The organism is Micromonospora sp. CNZ322, assembly GCF_007827755.1.
This window is the reverse complement of sequence record NZ_VITD01000024.1, coordinates 1-16,514: the sequence shown is the minus strand read 5'-3', so window position 1 is coordinate 16,514 and position 16,514 is coordinate 1. Positions and strand designations below refer to the sequence as shown.

Sequence of the window (16,514 nt, the reverse complement as noted above, 5' to 3'; positions counted from 1 at the left end):
GCCGACCGATGACCATCACGCACACCGGACCGCTCGTACGCCCCCGTACCGTGCGCTGGGTACACGTCCCTGCCGGCACCTGCCTCTACGGCGACGCCCGCAAACCCCGTCCCGTGCCTGACCTCCTCGTCGCGGAGACGCCGCTGACCGCCGCGCAATGCGGTGTCGGCGACACCGACCTGCCGATCACCGGCATCAGCTACGACGACGCCGTCCACCTCGCCGCCGAAGCAGGCGGGCGCCTGCCCACATCGGTGGAGTGGGAATGGATCGCCGCCGGACCGAGTCGCCGCCTCTACCCGTGGGGCGACGAACCATGGACCCCTGACCGCGCCCTGCTCACGGCGGCCGGACAGTCCCCACGTGCCGCACAGCCGGTCGGCCGGTACCCGGCGGGTGCCACGCCGCACGGCGTGCTGGACCTGGCCGGCAACGTCTGGGAATGGACCAGCAGCACCGCCATGGGCCTGGGGAAGATCATCCGGGGCGGCTCGTACGCCTCCCCGCCGCTGTACGCGCACACCACCTTCCTCAACGCTGCCCCCGTCGAACGCCGCAGCCCCGGCATCTCCGTCAGGCCGGTGCGCACCCCATGAACCTCCGACGCGTACAACTGGCCCACACCGCCCACGCCGACCGGGCAGAGCTGGTCATCGTCGGCTGCTCGGCGGAGAAAACGCCCACGGCCACGCCGCTGCCTGCTCTCGACCTCTACGACGGCGGCTGTGTGCCGCACCTGCGTGCCCGGCTCGGTCACCTGCCGCACCAGCGCAGCCGGGTCCGGTTCCTGTCTGCCGAGTACGGCCTTGTCACCGCCGACACCCGCCTGCGCACCTACGACCGGCCCCTCGACCCGGCCCGCGCCATCGCGCTGCGCCCGCGCGTCAAGGCACAGCTGCAGCCCGACCTCCCCACCGGCCACATCCCCGGCACCATCCTCGTCATAGCCGAGCCGCTCTATCTGGTGCTCCTGGCGGACCTCCTCGCGGACCCCCACCGGCCGCGTATCCATTGGATCCCTGACCACGCGGCCGGCTGGCCCGAGGCAGCCAAGATCCTCGACGCGTGGGGGTGGTGAGCGTGCCCGCCACCCTCAACGAGGTGCTTGCCGCTACCGCCAACGACCACCGCCACATCACCACGACGTTCACCCGCCGCACCGGCCTGGGCTGGCACGCCCCGACTTCGCCGCAGCTCGGCGCCGACGCCCGGCTCAGCGTCGTCATTCCCGCCTGCGATACCGCCCATAGTCTGCCGGCGGTCCTCGACGCGCTCGCGAGGCAGTACACCGCGGCCACCATTGAGGTGATCGCGGTCGACGACGCGTCCACCGACGCCACCGCCGGGCTGCTCGCGGCGCACCCACGCGTCGACCGGGCCGTCCGACTCCACGCCCGATCGGGCGCGGGAGCGGCCCGCAACGTCGGAGTCCACCTCGCCACCGGCGACACGATCGTGTTCCTCGACGCCGACATGGTCCTGCCAGACCACGTCCTGGCCGACATCGCCGCCCGCGCCCGACACGACACCGTCCTCGTCGGCTTCCGCAACAACATCCCCTACCTGCCCGACGCCGACGGCTACCCGGTCGTGCCGCCCGGCGAACCTGACCTCGACGCGGACCACCGAGTGCGCTGGACCCCACCGGCAGGTGTGCCGATGTTCTACACCGGCCAGGTCTACCCGACGCCGCCCATCGGGAGGCCACTACAGGACACCCGCGAATTCATCGACCTCGGCAACGGCCGCACCTACTACGACTGGGACCTGCCCCGCATGGCCGTGACCGCGCTCGTCGCCGCACCTCGCCGGGCGGTGCTGGACGTCGGTGGCTTCCACCCCGCGTTCGGTGCCCCGGGCTGGGGTGCCGAAGACACCTTCCTCGGTGCAGCCCTCATCAGCCACGGCTGCCTCGTCATCCCGCTGCGGCAAGCCCGAGGCTGGCACATCGACCCACCCGATCCCACCGCCGCGTGGAAAGCCAAGCTCAGCGGTGTCGCACCTCGAATCGCCCTCTACCGGCAGCTCTGCGCGCAGCCGGCGCCCACCGGCCGCGCCACGGACCTGGCCGAGCGCGCCGACGATCTGCTGCGGAAGGCAGAGACCCTCCGATGATGCGCACCTTCGCCGCCAATGACGACCTCGTCCACGACCCCGCATCCGGGATGACACACCGCGCGCCCACCCCCATCGGCAACGGCCGGACCACCCTGGCCCAGGCCACAGTGACTGGCTGGCCCGTCGTCGCACCACATGACCTCGGCCGATCCACCCCGGACAGCATCTGCTGGTCGCCGATCGTTCGGTGCAATCTGCACTGCCCGCAATGCCTCGACGACACCACCGTGCGAGAGGCGGACACCGCTGAACGGCACCGAACGGCCCACGTCCTCGCCGACGCCGACATCCTCGGAGTCGACATCTCCGGCGGTGAGCCGCTGCTGCTGCGAGACCTGGCCAAGCTGCTGGACATCGTCCGGGGCGGGGGTCGCAGTGCCATCTCCATCACCACCAACGGCTGGCACCTGGCCCGCCGCGCCGCCGAGCTGGCCGGGCACACCGACGCCATTCGGGTCAGCCTCGACGGCCCCGACGTGGCCCGCCATGACGCCATCCGAGGACCGCTCAGCTTCACCAGAGCCATCGAAGGCATCCAGGCCGCGGTCGCGCTGCGCATCCCCGTACAGATCCAGACCGTGCTCATGCGCCGCACCGCCGGCTACCTGCAAGAGATGGTGGACCTCGCGGGCGGACTCGGGGCCTGCGGGTTCAGCGCCCTGCAGATGCTGCCCATCGGCACCGGCGCCGCCCTGCCCGACGAACTGCTCAGCGACGACGAAGCCCTGACGCTGTTCACCGCGCTGGACGTACCCGAGCGGCTCAACATGCGGCTGCGTACCCGCGACGTCGCCGGCAACTTCACCGTCATCCGCGCCGACGGCCGAGTCTGGCGCAACGACAGCACCGCCCTCAACATCGGCGGCCTGAACCCGCTTCGCAGCGCCACCGACCTCGCCCTCAGCCCCCGGGAAGGCACCCCATGAGCACCCCGCCGGCGAACCAACCACCTGCCCGCCCGCGCACGTTCAGCCACCAACGGATCCTCCGCATCCAGCTTGACGCATACGACCGGGCGATCGAGGTGCTGGCCGACACCGTCCGGCAGCGATACTGGCCCATCACCGCCACGATCGGCATCGCCAACGGCGGCCTCGCCCCAGCACGGGGCATCAGCGAACTCCTGCACGTCCCGAGCTTCCACGTCGATGCCAAGCACAACCCGACCGACGCCACCTACACCGAAGCGACCGGCACTGTCACCTACGACCTCAGCCCCCTCACCACCCGACCGGCTACGCGCAGCCTCGGGGGCACCGTCCTGGTCGTCGATGACATCTGCGGCACGGGTGCGACCTTCGCCACGCTGCTGCCCGAGCTCGGCGTGCACCTCGGCCCGGACGTGGCCCTGCGCACCGTGGCGTTGTGCCGCAACGCTGGGAGCGTCTTCGGCCCGGACCTGTGGATCTGGACTGTCGACGACTGGGTCTGGTTCCCCTGGGAACCATCACTCGCCGCAGAAACAACGGTCGCGGACCTGCCTATGCCGAGCCAGGTGCGGACCGCATGACCATCGCGTTCGTCCTCGCCTCCTGGCGGCCCGATGTCCCGGCCGGGATGGAACGCGCGGTCATCGCGCACGCCGTCGGCCTCCAGCAGATCAACGCTGAAGCCGTCATCGTGACCGCCGACCCGGCGGCGCCACCGACCTACCGCAACGTACCCATCGAGCGGCTGCGCAGCCTCGACGTACAGTTCCCCTGCGATGACGCCACCCTGCGCGCGGCGATCGACGCATCCGCCACCGCCATCGGCGAGGAGCTCGCGCGGCTGTTCCGGCGACGTCAGGTACGCGCCGTCGTCTACGTCGACGCCCTGTGGGGACTCGGCCGGATCATGCCGACCCACCCCGGCATCCGCACGGTCCTCGCCGCACACGTCATCGGCCACGACGTGGACCTTCAAGCAGCACTGGCCCGTCGCCCTGATGCCGTCATCACGCCCTCAGCCACCGTGGTGACCGAAGCGGCAGCCCGCGGCTACGACGGCAGCAGTTGGAGCGTGGTGCCGAACACCCTGCTCACCGTGCCCGAGCCCCGACCTGCCAGTGACCGCGAGCATCTCCGGGCCCGCGCTCCCGTTCGCGTCCTTGCCCGGCTCGGACCGGAGAAGGGCGTCGCTGAACTGCTCGAACCGATCATCGACCTCGACCGGCCCATCGAAGTCGCGCTCGCCGACGCACCATTCGAGCTGGCCGCTGGCAGCCAGGAACAGGTACGCCGCAGGTGCCGCGCCCTGGTCGCAGAGACACCCGGCGTGACCCTGCTGCCCGGCCTCGCCTGGCACGAGGTCCCGCCCTGGCTCGCCGACGCCAGCGTCGTCATCGTGCCGTCCCGGGCCGAAACGTTCGGCCTCGTCGCGCTGGAAGCCATGGCCGTCAGCACTCCGGTCGTTGCCTACGACGTCGGGAACCTGCCCCACCTGATCGGCGACGGTGGCGTCATCGTGTCGCACCGGTCCCGTCCCGACAGCCTGTGGCGCGCCGCCCAGCACCTGCTGGCCGACCCGATAAACTACGCCGCAGCATCACGGGCCGCGTACTACCGCTCGCGGGACTATTGGCCCGCCCTTGTCGCTAACCAACTCTTGAAGGTGGTGAGCTGATGGGCGGCTCTGTCCTGCCATCCGCACCCGAACCCTGTCCGCTCCTGCTCGTCGACGGACACAACCTGCTCTGGGGCGCCACGTTCGGCTTCCCCGCCGAAATCCGCTCCCGTGACAAGACACGTCTACTCACCGGCGTATTCGCGTTCTTCGCCCTGCTGCGCGTCGCCATCCGCGAAGACCTCAACGGTCAACCCGAGGTCCTCGTCGTGTTCGACGGACAGTACGGCGGCAGCGACCGCAAAGAGGTCGACCCCACCTACAAGGCCCAACGGCCCACCGATGCGGCCGCCTTGGCCCCGATCCAGTTCCTGCCCGACGTGAAGCGGGGCCTCGACCAGCACGGCATCGTCTGGACCGAACTCGACCACGCCGAAGCCGACGATGTCATCGCCACACTCGTCCGCATCACACCGCCGCCCCGCGAGATTGTGATCATGTCTCGCGACCGCGACTACTACCAGCTCGTCACCGACCGTGTCCGCGTGCTCAACACCAAGATGCACCCTGGCAAGCGCTACATCGGTCCCGCCGACGTCTTCGCCCGCCACCAGGTCACACCCGCCCAGTGGGCAGACTTTCGCGCGCTCACCGGCGACCCCGCTGACAACATCCCCGGCATCCACGGCATCGGAGCCAAGACCGCCGCCACCCTCCTCGCCGACGGCCTCATCCTCGACGACCTGGTGTCCTCCGGCCGCCTGGACACCGGACGGGGCCGCCTCCTTCGGGAACAGCTCGGCCTGGCCCGCAAATGGCGGGACATGATCCGCCTCAACCACGAGCTGGACGTTCCCGTCATCCCCGCCGGCCAGCGGAGTCAACTCCTGCCCGCACCGGCCGAAATCGTTGAGGGACTGGGCCTGTGGTGACGCCCGACTCCGTCCTGCTCACCCTCATGGCGCACCCGGACGACGCCGAACTCTGGGCAGGCGGCACCATCGCCCGCCAGGTCCGCGACGAAGGCACGGCTGTCATCGCCGTTCCCCACCACGATCCAGTCCGCGACGCCGAGGCCGCAGTCGGCGCGCGCCTGCTCGGGGCTGATCTCTACCTCATGGACCAGCTCTCTGTCTCGACCGTCGCCAACGTGCTCAGGGAAGTCCGCCCCGACGTACTGATCACCCACCCGACGAACGACATCCACCCCGAACACCGCCGATGCGCCGAGGCGGTCCTCAGCGCCCTGCCCGACGTCGTCATCACTACCGGGCACCCAAAGCGGGTCTACCACTGCGACGGCTACAACAACCTCGACCAGCACGGCCGCCCAATGGATCTGCCGATCATCGTCGACGTCGGTGACCAATGGCCCACCAAGCTCGACGCCCTCCGATCCCACACCTCCCAGCCGATCCTCGATCACTTCGGGCCGATGGCCGAGGCGCTCGGGAAGCTGCACGGCCGGCGGATCAACGCCGCGTACGCGGAGGCGTTCCGCGTAGTGCCAATTCTCGGCCGCTTACCAGCGGCCACCGGGCTTTGACTGCTTGGCTCGGAGGCTAGAACGAGCGATCACCAAAGGCGCAGACGCGGCGGAGTCCTCGCCGGCCACCGCTGAGCGGCAGTGAGCAAGCTCGGCTTCCATCGCCCGTGCAGCGTTAGCCGCGGTGACCTGCGGCATCAGCGGCGCGAGCAGGGTCAGCCAAGGCACGCTGGCGAGCTTGTCGGGCTCGGGGCGGCCCTCAGCACTACCGGCCGGTCCTGCCCCGTCACGAGGACCGGTGGGTGTCGTCGTACATCCCTGCATCCGGCTCCTGCGCGGTTATCCGCTCGACGCCCACGACCAGCTTCTTTAGGCAATGGCCGGGCCTCTTGCCAGTGACAAATCGTAGTAACATTAGCGTTCGTCGACCTCTGCCGCCTGCACCTGGATGCAGTAGCTGCGACGCACTCGAAGGGGATGCGCCATGGGGCAGACGCCACGGGCATTGGAGGCGTTCGCGTCGCAGCGCCACTTCTTCGGCGCGGAGCTCCGTCGCCTGCGCGAAGCGGCGCAGTGCTCGCAGGCGAAGCTCGGGGCGATGATCTGCTTTAGCGCGGACCTGGTGCGCCGGGTGGAAACAGCGGACCGGTTCCCATCCCGCAAGTTCACTGAGGCGTGCGACTCGGCACTCTCGGCTGGCGGCGCTCTCACGCGGATGTGGCCGCTGATCGAGGAAGAGCGTCGCAGGACGCGAACGATTCCAGGAACGGCTAGCCCTTCTGCTGGCGGCTCAGCAGACCACACCAGGATTGGCGAACACGCTGAGCTGGTCAGGCGGGTACCTTTTCAGCCCGGCGTCCTCGATCGCGCTGCATTGGAATGGTTGACCGCTGAGGTCGGCGCGCTGACGCAGAGGGTCAACGCTCCGACCCGTACGGGATGGGTGTCGGAAGAGAATCTCCAGGCTGCGGAGACCGCGCTTGCGAAGTTCCGCGAGTTGGACCACACCTTCGGGGCCGGCCGCGTCCATGCCCAGGTGCAGCACTACATCGAGGGCGAGCTCAACCAACTGCTGGCGGCCGTGCCTGCAAGTGAGGCCGTCCGTGTTCATCTGCACAGGCTCGCGGCGGGATTCTTCGAGCTCTGCGGGTACCAGGCGGTCGACACCGGCGCCTACGGTCTGGCCCAACGCCGCTATCTACGTGCCCTCCGGCTGGCCCAGTCCGCCGGTGACCGCGTGTACGGCGGATACCTGCTCGCGGTCAACATCGCTCATCTGTCCCTGCACTGCAACCACCCCGAGCCCGCGCTACGGATGGCGCTCGCGGCCTTGACGGGCAGCGAGACCCACGCCACCCCGGCCGTGCGGGCGGCGCTGCACGCCGTGGCCGCCCGCGCCCAGGCCCGCCTCGGGCGCGAGGCGGCCTGCGCCGCCCACCTCGGCGTCGCGGAACGGCAGCTTGCCCGTAGCCGGGCGGGCGAGGAGCCACCGTGGATCCGGTACTTCACTGCCGCCTACCTGGCCGACGAATTCGCCCACTGCTTCCACGATCTCGGCCAGCCCCAGCAGACGCAACGGCACCTCGGCGCAGCCCTCGCCGGGCTTCGTCCGTCACACGTGCGCCGGCTCGCGATCGACACCGCACTGCTCGCCTCGTCGCTGGCAACGGCCGGCCGGATCGACGAAGCTTGCGCCACAGCACACACTGCGGTCGACCACGCCGCCGCGACCCTGTCTCACCGCTGCGTGCAACGCATCGTCGACGTTCAGGTCGACCTCGATCCCTACCGGGGCGAGCCGGAAGTACAGGAACTCGGCGAGTACGTGCGGCACCGGCTACCGTCCGCTGTGGTGTAGCCGTCAGCCGGACGCCACTGCGGCCATCGCTGAGCGGTAGTGAGCGAGCTCCGCTTCCAGCGCACATGCAGCGTGAGTGGAGGTGGCGACATAGTGCCCAACCCCGTCGAGCAGCATCAGCTCATGCGGCAAGCCCCGATCGTGCAACTCTCTGGCGAGTTCCCGTACGTCGTCGGCGGTCGCTACGTCGTCGGCGGTGCCATGGATCATCAGGACGGGTCGTCGGATGTCCGCGGCACGAACTCGCCCGGCACCACCGCGCAGCCGGTTCGCGTGTGCGCGCTGGAATCGAGGCACCGTTTGCGCCCAACGCTCGGGATCGACGATCGCCGACACGGCGGTCGCCGCGACGAACGGACCGTCCTGGGTCACCGCATGTAACGCGGTATACCCGCCCGCGCTGGCTCCGCGAATGAACACTTCGCCCGGGACCGCCCGGCCCTCAGTCAGCAGGTATTCGGCGACGGTACGGCAGTCCACCACGTCGTCGACGCCCCAACGGCCGTACAGAGCCTGCCGAAACGCCCGCCCGTACCCGGTGCTTCCGGTGTAGTCGACGTCGACGACAGCGAACCCGCGGCTGGTGAAGAACTGCGCCTGCCAGTCCAGCCGCACCAGGCAGGAAGCCGTCGGACCCGGGTGCGCTCGCACGATGACAGGCGCACACCAGTCCGGGGCCGCCCCGGTCGGCGGATATACCAGCGCCACCACCTCCCGGCTGTCCCCAACCGGAATCCGCAGTTCCACCGGCGTCGACACCGCCAACCCGTCCAGCCCCGGATGCTCGGCCCGGGCCAACACCTCCACCCGCGGCTCGTCGCCCAAGTCCACCAGCGCCACCTGCGGCGCCACCCACGGCGATGACCCCACCAAGGCCACCGACGTACCGCCCACCGCCAGGTACGGCTTGATCGACGTATATGGCAGCTCTACTGGCGTGATCGCTCCCGATCGATCAACCACGGCGAGGTGGTGGCGCGGTCCTTCCTGCACCACCATCACAATGCGGCCATCAGCAAGGAAGTCGTACGAGGCGTATCCCAGCTCCCACGGCTCTGCCGCGCACTCCGCGGCCATCGGCGCGACCGGCTCGACCGATTCCCCGTCCCACCGGTAGAGGTTCCACCAACCGCTGCGATCCGACACGAAGTACAGGGCGGCGTCCGGCCCCCACCGTGGCTCCACCACCGACTCTGCCGGCCCGCCTGCGAGCTTCACCGGATCGCCGAGCGAACAGCCGGCAGCGTAGGTCGCCACCCACAGCTCGCTCGCGTCCCACGGCATGTCCCGCTCACTCCACCGCAACCAAGCCAGCAGTCCCGGCCCGGTCCGCGGGGCGCCGAAGAAGCCCGACGTCTCCGCAAGCACCCGCAACACCGGAGCGCCGACGAGCGGAACCGCTACCAGCGCATCGCCGTCTTCTGTCTCCCGTACACCGAGTACCTCGCCGTTACCGATCGTCAGGTCACCGAACGACGAGTCCTCCACCACGAGGCGGACGTCGCCTCCGGCTACCCGGTAGAGGCCGCTCGGGCCGGCGCACCACACCTCGCCGCTGCTTGGGGCGTATGTGCCACCACCGTAGGAGTGCACACCGCTGGTCACGCCGAACCTCGACGGAGTCACGTCGGCCGCGCCGTCGGTTGCCGACCACCGCACAAGAGTCGGGCCGCTCCCGGAGCTCGGACGGGACTCCAGCCAGTACAGCGCATCCCCGACGATGCGTAGCTCGTCGAAGCTGATTGACGCGCGAACGGCGTTGGCTGCAGAGACGGCATCCGAGTCTGCTGCCAACCCCACGGACTCCTCCTCCGACGAACGCCGCCAGCGACCCGTCGCGATGATCCGGGGCGGTGGAACAGCTTGGCCATTGTCACCTACCCCCGGCCGGTGAGCCGGAGGCGGGTCAGTACGTCGGCGATCTCCCAAGTCTCCTCGCTGTCTGGGCCGTAGACGTCGCAAAGATCATCTTTGCTCGCCCGGCCCTCTCGGCCCAAAGTCGCTTGTTCTCCGCCGCCGGCGGGCGGCCTCCCGCTTGGGCTCCGGCTCGGTGCCCAGCGAGTCATGTTGGATACTCTTCCCGCTCATTCCGGCCGCTGTTGAGGTGGCCGGGATCGCCGCATCCGACGGCGCATGCAGCTACGGGAGAGGGGGCGGTCGTGGCATCTCCAGTTCAAGACCACCGTGTGCAGGTCGTGCAGAAGTGGGGCTTCGGGATGGCCCCCGTCAAGCCCGAGATCCAGCAGAAACGACGGCAGTCGGTAGCGGCCGTGCTGAGCTACCTGCAGAACGGCCCGATTAAGTCCAGCCCTTCACTGCTGGAGGCCCTGTCGGAAGTAAAGGGGCTCTACTCGCGCTGTCACAAGCAGGATCAGTGGGACTGGTTCACCGTGTGGCAACAGCTGGGCCGCCCCGGACGTAAGCGCTGCCTACAAGCTGGTGATGCGCTCGGTCGCCTACGGACCGCGATCAGGGATGGCGACGATGCCACCGCTGCGAAGCAGCTCACGCTCCTGATTGACGCGGACGTGCAGGTCCATCTGGCCGGACTCGTCGGGGAACAGCAGCGTGAACCGCGAGGAGCTGGCTACATCTACGTGCTGTCGACTCGCGAGCAGCCTCGGATGCTGAAGATCGGTTACACCGAGCGGACCGTCGAGGAGCGGGTGAAGGAGATCAACCGGGCGACAGGCGTCGTTATCCCGTATGGCGTGCGCGCTTTGTGGGTGGTCGCGGATGCTCCGTCGGTAGAGGTTGAGCTGCACGATCGATTGGCGCCCTACCGGGTGCGCAAGGACCGCGAGTTCTTCGACCTCGACTTCCGCGACGCGTTCGTCCTCATCCAGGGTCACATCGATGGTCTCCGAAGCGAGGACTGACGTGATCGCCCGCGGCGAGCAGCTCATGGAAGGCGACACGCTCCTCCTTAAGGTCAACGGGCCGGCCTGCCAGCTCGGCCAGGAGTTCCGGTAAACGCCACGTCGTCAGGTGTGCGTAGCGGGCGTTGTAGACGCCGACGGCTCCGATGGCGAACTCGTCAGGGAAGTCCAGCAGTACGTAGCCGAGCAGCTGCATGATGGTCGGCGCTTCCAATGATGAGCGTCGCGTCCCGTCGCGTCGCTTGCTGCCGAGGCCCGTTTTGAGTTCGAGCAGCAGACCGGCGGCGATCAGGTCGGCGTCGGCGTTCATCAGCGATGATCCGGCGAAGGTCGGCCCGAGGGCCCACGCGCCACGCCGTGCCGATAGGGACGGCACGAGGCTTCGCTCGGCGAAGGCGCGCAGAGCCTGGAGCTCGTCGAGGGCCGCGGGTGGGGCGAGCTCGAGTAGCTTCTCGGCGGTGATGGACCTTGGGACCAGGGCCATCAACGGGGATCCCGGTGTCGGACCGACCCGGTACAGGTCGGTAAGGAGCGCCAGCGCCCAGCACGCCCGGGCAACGAGTTGATGGTTGGCTTCGCTGCCTGCGGCCGGCCCGGTGAACCGGAAGGCCCCCACGCAGCCGCCGCTTTCGGAGTAATTCAGCATGCGCGCCAGTTCGTGGACCGCGTGCCGTAATGGGGGAGTGCGCGCGCCGAGCAGTGCCAAGCGCAGATCCGGACTGGAATGCACCATGAAGCGCACCATCCAGTCGAAGGCTGAGCCGATGGTGCCAGGGTTCGCCTGACTCCCAGACACGACAAGGGAACCCACGGATTCCCGATACCGTGCCTGCAGGTCCTGCCAGCGGCCGAACCGCTCCTGAATGAACAACCTCACTGGCGAGGCTCTGTTGCTCAATGCCACGGTCAGCGCCGGCCAACCACTGATGATGGTCATGCTTCGACCACCGGGCACCGACGTCGCTGCCCGCCACTGTCCATCATGGCCGGATGCTATCGAACCGCGCGGTATTCGAGCTGCCCGTCATCACCGGACCGTCGATGGGCGATGACCAGCACGGCTGCTGTTGGCGAGATCGGTTACCACCAACAGCAGCCGGCTGGACTGGCGATCAACGAGCGGTGGCCAAGAATTCGTTCTGCGCCCGCCGGAGGCTGCTGAGGTCGTGGGGTACGGGCATGACGCCGTAGCGGTCGAAAGCGTCGACGCTTGCTCCGAGCGAGGGCGGCCACCGTCGCTGCCACTCGACCAGCGGCACGCTCGAAGCAATCACGCGTAGTGGCTCGGCGAGCCGGTCGAACTCCACCTGCTGCCACTCGCGCAGCTCGTTACCACGCCGCGCGGAAGCCACCAGCGAGGCGGCGACCACGGTGGTCGTGGCCGTCTGCGGTTGGACCACGTCGCCGTTCATGATCGAGTGCCGGCCCAGCGGCAGTGCGGCGCGGTGGCCGTACCGTTCGCCGACGACCTGCGAGACGTGTCGGCAGGTTTCGCAGGCCAGCCACGACCACCGGGTTCGGGTGGTCACCGTGTCTCGGACGCACAACAGGCACAGGGCGAGGTCACTGGGGATGTCCTGGCCCTGCCACTGCTGCTCCCACTCCGGTGTACGCGGCTGGCAGCGGCACCGCTGTTCGCGCGGGGCACCGTCGCGGAGGTGCCCGCAGGTCAGGCAGACCGCGAAAGCGGCAAGGTTCGGTTCGTCGAACGGCACGGTGAACTCGCTCTCCGGTGCCCGAGGCACCCGCTCTTGCCGTACCGCAGCTTGCGGTCGGCCTGGTCTTCCCCCGGAGGCACCGTGCGCGGGTGGCGCGGTTGCCGGGTCAGCAAGCCGGGAGGCTTGACGCTGACCACTCTTGACGCCCAGGAAGCATAGAGATCATCGAGGCCGGGAGCAACCCCGGCCAACACGCGGAGGAGACCAGAGCCCATTGCCGGCCCGGCCGCCCGTCACTGATCGCGTCACCGCCACGCTCGGCGACCAAGCGGACCAGCTGGCGGAATTGGGCGGGCTGCAGCCCGGTGAACGGGAGAATCCACGCCGGGCGGGCTGCGGTGATCACCTGCACCCAGGCAGCCTGACCGACCGTCTTCACCAGACAGTCACCGGGGTTAGGGAATTTCCCTTGGACGATCTTCGAGTGGTGCTGGAATCCTGCTCGGATGAGCCAGGACCAAGCGCAGGTATTGTCCCGTGGTACCAACTGTGCCGTCGTGCAGCTTTCGGGTAGGGCATTCCCCGGCATCCACCTGCAGGGCGATACGTTCGCTGCCCTGCTGGTGCAGCTCGCGGACGCGGCGCGCCTACTGCGCCAGGACCCCGGCGACCGCACAGCTCTCGACGAGCTGGACGACGCAGTAGGAGAGGCAGAGCGCTTCCTCGGCTTCTACGAAGCGACGCTCTCGGAGCGAGGTATCCAGCGGCCGTACTGATACGGCGGCCACCGGCGGAAGCTGACCTCGAAGACCACCGTCGGTCGGACCACCGCAGCAGCGACGGACATCTCACCATCCCCGAGATACGAGACGTCCCTTAGCCTTACCGGTCCTTATGCCGAGGCTCGCTAAAGATAGAAGCTCGAACCGTCGCCGTACGGGCACGCCCAAGTTGCTCCCGCTTCCAGAACCTCTCGGCGCGGCCGCACCGATCCTGCATCCACACCGAGCGCCCTTCGCAGAACGTGCCTGCCTGGATTCCATCCGTTACTGTCGTACTCGTCTCAGCTGCCTCGCCGCAAGGAGACACGTGGATCGGGACGCCTTGGTTGCACGGCTGCGCCGCGCCTTTGGTGGGGACACCCCGCGCGATGCCTCCCATGACTCGGCCGCGCTCGAGGCCGCTGCCCGGCTCGAACGAGCGGCCCGTCCGGACGACGTCGAGGCCTGGGCCCTGATCGCGCTGTTGTACTGGCAGCGGTGCCTCGCCACCCCGCACGGATCCGAGCGGGAGTACACGTCCGTGGCTGCCCTCACGCGCTCGTTGAGGCCGGCGCTAGACCCTCTCCCGACACGCCTGCCGATGCCCACCTCGGACCCCGTTGTGCTCGTGGCTTCCTGCGCCGATCACGTTGCCGACCTGCTGAGCCGGCGTGCGTTCAAGGTCATGGAGCAGCCCGGCTTCGCGACCGACGCCGCGGCACAGACGCAGGCCGCCGCTGTGCTCGGCGAGGCGTCCATGCTGACCCGGGCGCTCGGGCCGTCCGCCCTGGCGATCTACGGCAACCTCGGCGCGGTGCTTATGGCCCGGTACCGGGCGACCGGTCAGGTCGCTCACCTCGACCAGGCCGTCGCGGCGTGGCGACGGGCGGTGGCCGCGCCGGGCACGCGCCAAGACGTCGTTGCGGTGACGTCGAACCTGGCCACCGGATACGAGGCGCGCTACGAGGTACGTGGCCGGGCCGTGGACCTGGACCGAGCGGTCGAGGCCCGGCGTCGCGCCGCTGCGATGGCCGGCGGCGACCGGTCTCTTCACCTGATTGCGCTGGCAGAGGACCTGCGGCGGCGTCACGCGCGCACCGGTTCCGCCCGGGACGCCGACGACGCCGTCTGCAGCGCCGAGGCCGCCCTGGCCGCGGCGGTCACGCCGGAGGAACGGCGCGTATGTGCGCAGAAGTTGGCCGCTGTGCTGACCGCGCGGTACGACCTCTCCCACGCGCGGGCCGACCTGGACCGGTCGATCGAGGTGATGGGAGACGCGGTCATGCAGGACGCTGGCTCCGGATCTCCGAAGATCGCTGGCATTCTCGGTTTGGCGCTCTTCCAGCGCTTCAAGGACTTCGAATCGGTGGCCGACCTCGACACCGCGATCGACGTCCTCCGTGGGGCGTCGTTAGCAGGCGACGGCCCTAATCTCGGCTTCCTCCTGGTCGCGCTCGGCGATGCGCTACGCGCGCGCTACCAGCTCAGCAGCAGACTCGCCGACCTGGACGAGGCGATCACGGTGGGCCGGCGGGCCGTGGCGGATGACGTCGCGGATCCCGAAGCGCTCGGCGAGCCTCGCGCCGACCTCAGCATGAGCTTCCGGCTGCGATTCGAGCGCACGGCCGATCCGGCGGACCTGGACCAGGCGGTTGAGTTCGGCGAGGCCGGGGTCGCCGTGACGCCGCCCGGCCACACCGACCGTGCGCGCCGACTGGCCGCAGCCGGTATCGCCCTCGCGCTTCGCGGCCACACCCGAGGCGAGCTCTCCGACATCGATCGGGGACTCGAGTACATTCGTGCGGTCATCCTGCCCGCACCCTCCACGGAGCGTCCCGGCCAGCTGTCGAATCTCGCGTCCGCTCTGCTGTGGCGATTCTTTCTATTGCGGCAGCGCGAGGATCTGGATGCGGCCGCCGAGGCCATCCGGGCGGCGGTCGAAGCCCTGCCGCTCGACCGCTCCAAGACAGCGGTGGCCCTAACCAACCTGAACGGAATTACCGCGGCGCGGTTCGACGACAGCGGCGCGCCGGCCGTCCTCGACGAAGCGGTCGACCTCATCCGCCGCGTGCTCGGGACGCTTACTCCGACAGATCCGATATGTCCCGAGGTCGCCGAGGGTCTCGCGGACGCGCTGCTGGGGCGTCACCGGCACGGCGGGGGTGACGGCGACGCCGAGGAGCGCCTTGAACTTCTCCGGTACGTGGCGACGGCGACCCCGCCCGGTGACGTTCGTGTCGGCGGCCGATGGCAGGCGCTCGGCGATGCATTGTCGACTAGGTATCACCGAACCGGGGGATCCGCCGACCTCGACGAGACCATCGACGCCATGCGTCACGCCGTGGATTCCACCGGGATGGCCGATCCGGCCCTGCCGTTGCGGTTTGCCTGGCTGGGCACGATGCTGATCCTGCGCTCCGACCGGGCCGGTGTTGATAACGATCTGCGCGAGGCTGAGATTCTGGCTCGCCGGGTCGCGGATCTGCCTGCCGGAACTGGCGAGGATGAGGATGTGGCTTTCCAGGAAACCTTCGTGGCGAACGCCCTGCTGTCCGCCTTCGAGCGTCAGGGATTGCTGGCGGACATCGATGCGGCGGTGGAGCATGCGCGGCGGGCGGTCGAGCTTCTGCCGGTCGGGGAGGAGAGCCCGGAGCGCCTGGGAACGCTCGGCGTCGCGCTCTGCACGAGATGGGAGCGGACGGGCGTGTCTGCCGACCTCGACGAAGCGGTGGCCATGTGCCGCAAGGCGCTGACCGTCCAGTCACCGGACGACGAGGCGTACGCCGGTCGCCTCGTCAATCTGGGCTCGGCGTTGCGCCTGCGGTGCCGGCGCGACGGCAACGGCGCCGACCTCGACGAGGCCGTCGACCTGCTCCAGCGCGCGACCGCAACCGCCGCACCGGAGCGACAGAGATCCGCTCTGTCGGCTCTGTCGCTGGCGTTGCACGCGCGCTTCGAGCACGCCGGACAGATGGCGGACGTGGACGCGGCCGTCGTAGCCATCCGGGAAGCGGTGGCCAGGACGCCCGCGGACAATCCGGCGCTCGCGGGCTACCTGTCGAACCTCGGGTACGTGGTGCAACGCCGGTATGAGCACATCGGCAGGGGCGCCGACCTAGCTGTACTGCCCAGGGACGTTGGTCAACCTGGTGATGGGTGGTTGGCCTTTGGTGGCGGTGTGGGGTCGGTGGTGGTTGTAGTGGTGGAGCC

Annotated in this window: 15 protein-coding genes and 1 riboswitch; of the genes, 12 read left to right on the top strand and 3 right to left on the bottom strand. The window is 69.2% G+C overall.

Annotation, left to right across the window (positions count from 1 at the left end; genetic code table 11):
• The first annotated feature begins 8 nt into the window (after window positions 1-8).
• The 9 genes from FB453_RS32810 (at window position 9) to FB453_RS32770 (ending at window position 8,006) form a co-directional block, all read left to right on the top strand.
• Window positions 9-596: an SUMF1/EgtB/PvdO family nonheme iron enzyme gene (locus tag FB453_RS32810; protein ID WP_145796504.1), complete on the top strand. Its 588-nt coding sequence runs from the start codon at window positions 9-11 to the stop codon at window positions 594-596.
• Complete coding sequence (locus FB453_RS32805; RefSeq protein ID WP_145796502.1) at window positions 593-1,078, top strand: DUF6884 domain-containing protein; 486 nt, start codon at window positions 593-595, stop codon at window positions 1,076-1,078. The genes FB453_RS32810 and FB453_RS32805 overlap by 4 nt, the downstream gene beginning before the upstream one ends.
• Window positions 1,066-2,115, top strand: coding sequence for a glycosyltransferase family 2 protein (locus tag FB453_RS32800; protein WP_145796499.1), 1,050 nt, complete (start codon window positions 1,066-1,068; stop codon window positions 2,113-2,115). The genes FB453_RS32805 and FB453_RS32800 overlap by 13 nt, the downstream gene beginning before the upstream one ends.
• Window positions 2,115-3,044 carry a radical SAM protein gene (locus tag FB453_RS32795; RefSeq protein WP_486480576.1) on the top strand — a complete coding sequence of 310 codons (930 nt, stop codon included), beginning with the start codon at window positions 2,115-2,117 and terminating at the stop codon, window positions 3,042-3,044. The genes FB453_RS32800 and FB453_RS32795 overlap by 1 nt, the downstream gene beginning before the upstream one ends.
• The gene (locus FB453_RS32790; RefSeq protein ID WP_145796494.1) at window positions 3,041-3,628 is read left to right on the top strand and encodes a phosphoribosyltransferase family protein; all 588 of its coding nucleotides are present in this window, start codon (window positions 3,041-3,043) and stop codon (window positions 3,626-3,628) included. The genes FB453_RS32795 and FB453_RS32790 overlap by 4 nt, the downstream gene beginning before the upstream one ends.
• Window positions 3,625-4,722: a glycosyltransferase family 4 protein gene (locus tag FB453_RS32785; protein WP_145796492.1), complete on the top strand. Its 1,098-nt coding sequence runs from the start codon at window positions 3,625-3,627 to the stop codon at window positions 4,720-4,722. The genes FB453_RS32790 and FB453_RS32785 overlap by 4 nt, the downstream gene beginning before the upstream one ends.
• Window positions 4,722-5,594 (top strand): 5'-3' exonuclease H3TH domain-containing protein, encoded by an 873-nt coding sequence (locus FB453_RS32780; protein WP_145796490.1) that lies wholly within the window; start codon window positions 4,722-4,724, stop codon window positions 5,592-5,594. The genes FB453_RS32785 and FB453_RS32780 overlap by 1 nt, the downstream gene beginning before the upstream one ends.
• Window positions 5,591-6,208 (top strand): PIG-L deacetylase family protein, encoded by a 618-nt coding sequence (locus tag FB453_RS32775; protein WP_486480575.1) that lies wholly within the window; start codon window positions 5,591-5,593, stop codon window positions 6,206-6,208. Before FB453_RS32780 ends, FB453_RS32775 begins: the two co-directional genes overlap by 4 nt.
• 424 nt (window positions 6,209-6,632) lie before the next feature.
• Entirely contained in the window at window positions 6,633-8,006 is a 1,374-nt protein-coding gene (locus tag FB453_RS32770) for a helix-turn-helix domain-containing protein (RefSeq protein WP_145796487.1), read from the top strand.
• 3 nt (window positions 8,007-8,009) lie between these two features.
• Here the strand turns inward: FB453_RS32770 and FB453_RS32765 are convergent, their stop codons facing one another.
• Window positions 8,010-9,611, bottom strand: a complete 1,602-nt coding sequence (locus FB453_RS32765) for a S9 family peptidase (protein WP_486480574.1) — start codon at window positions 9,609-9,611, stop codon at window positions 8,010-8,012.
• A 581-nt stretch (window positions 9,612-10,192) separates the two neighbouring features.
• Here FB453_RS32765 and FB453_RS32760 point away from each other — a divergent pair.
• A complete protein-coding gene (locus FB453_RS32760; RefSeq protein ID WP_145796485.1) occupies window positions 10,193-10,885 on the top strand; it encodes a GIY-YIG nuclease family protein in 693 nt (230 codons plus the stop codon).
• Here the strand turns inward: FB453_RS32760 and FB453_RS32755 are convergent.
• Together FB453_RS32755 and FB453_RS32750 are read right to left on the bottom strand one after the other, a co-directional pair.
• A complete protein-coding gene (locus tag FB453_RS32755) occupies window positions 10,845-11,822 on the bottom strand; it encodes a hypothetical protein (protein ID WP_145796482.1) in 978 nt (325 codons plus the stop codon). The two genes, FB453_RS32760 and FB453_RS32755, sit on opposite strands and share 41 nt — an antisense overlap.
• A gap of 175 nt (window positions 11,823-11,997) precedes the next feature.
• Entirely contained in the window at window positions 11,998-12,600 is a 603-nt protein-coding gene (locus FB453_RS32750) for a hypothetical protein (protein ID WP_486480573.1), read from the bottom strand.
• Between the two features lie 27 nt (window positions 12,601-12,627).
• A riboswitch (SAM riboswitch) is annotated at window positions 12,628-12,748 on the bottom strand.
• Window positions 12,749-13,049: 301 nt separating this feature from the next.
• Between FB453_RS32750 and FB453_RS32740 the strand changes: the two genes are divergently transcribed.
• Window positions 13,050-13,319, top strand: coding sequence for a DUF6959 family protein (locus FB453_RS32740; RefSeq protein ID WP_145796477.1), 270 nt, complete (start codon window positions 13,050-13,052; stop codon window positions 13,317-13,319).
• A 313-nt stretch (window positions 13,320-13,632) separates the two neighbouring features.
• Window positions 13,633-16,514 (top strand): tetratricopeptide repeat protein (locus FB453_RS32735; protein WP_145796475.1); only part of this gene is annotated, 2,882 nt, incomplete at its 3' end.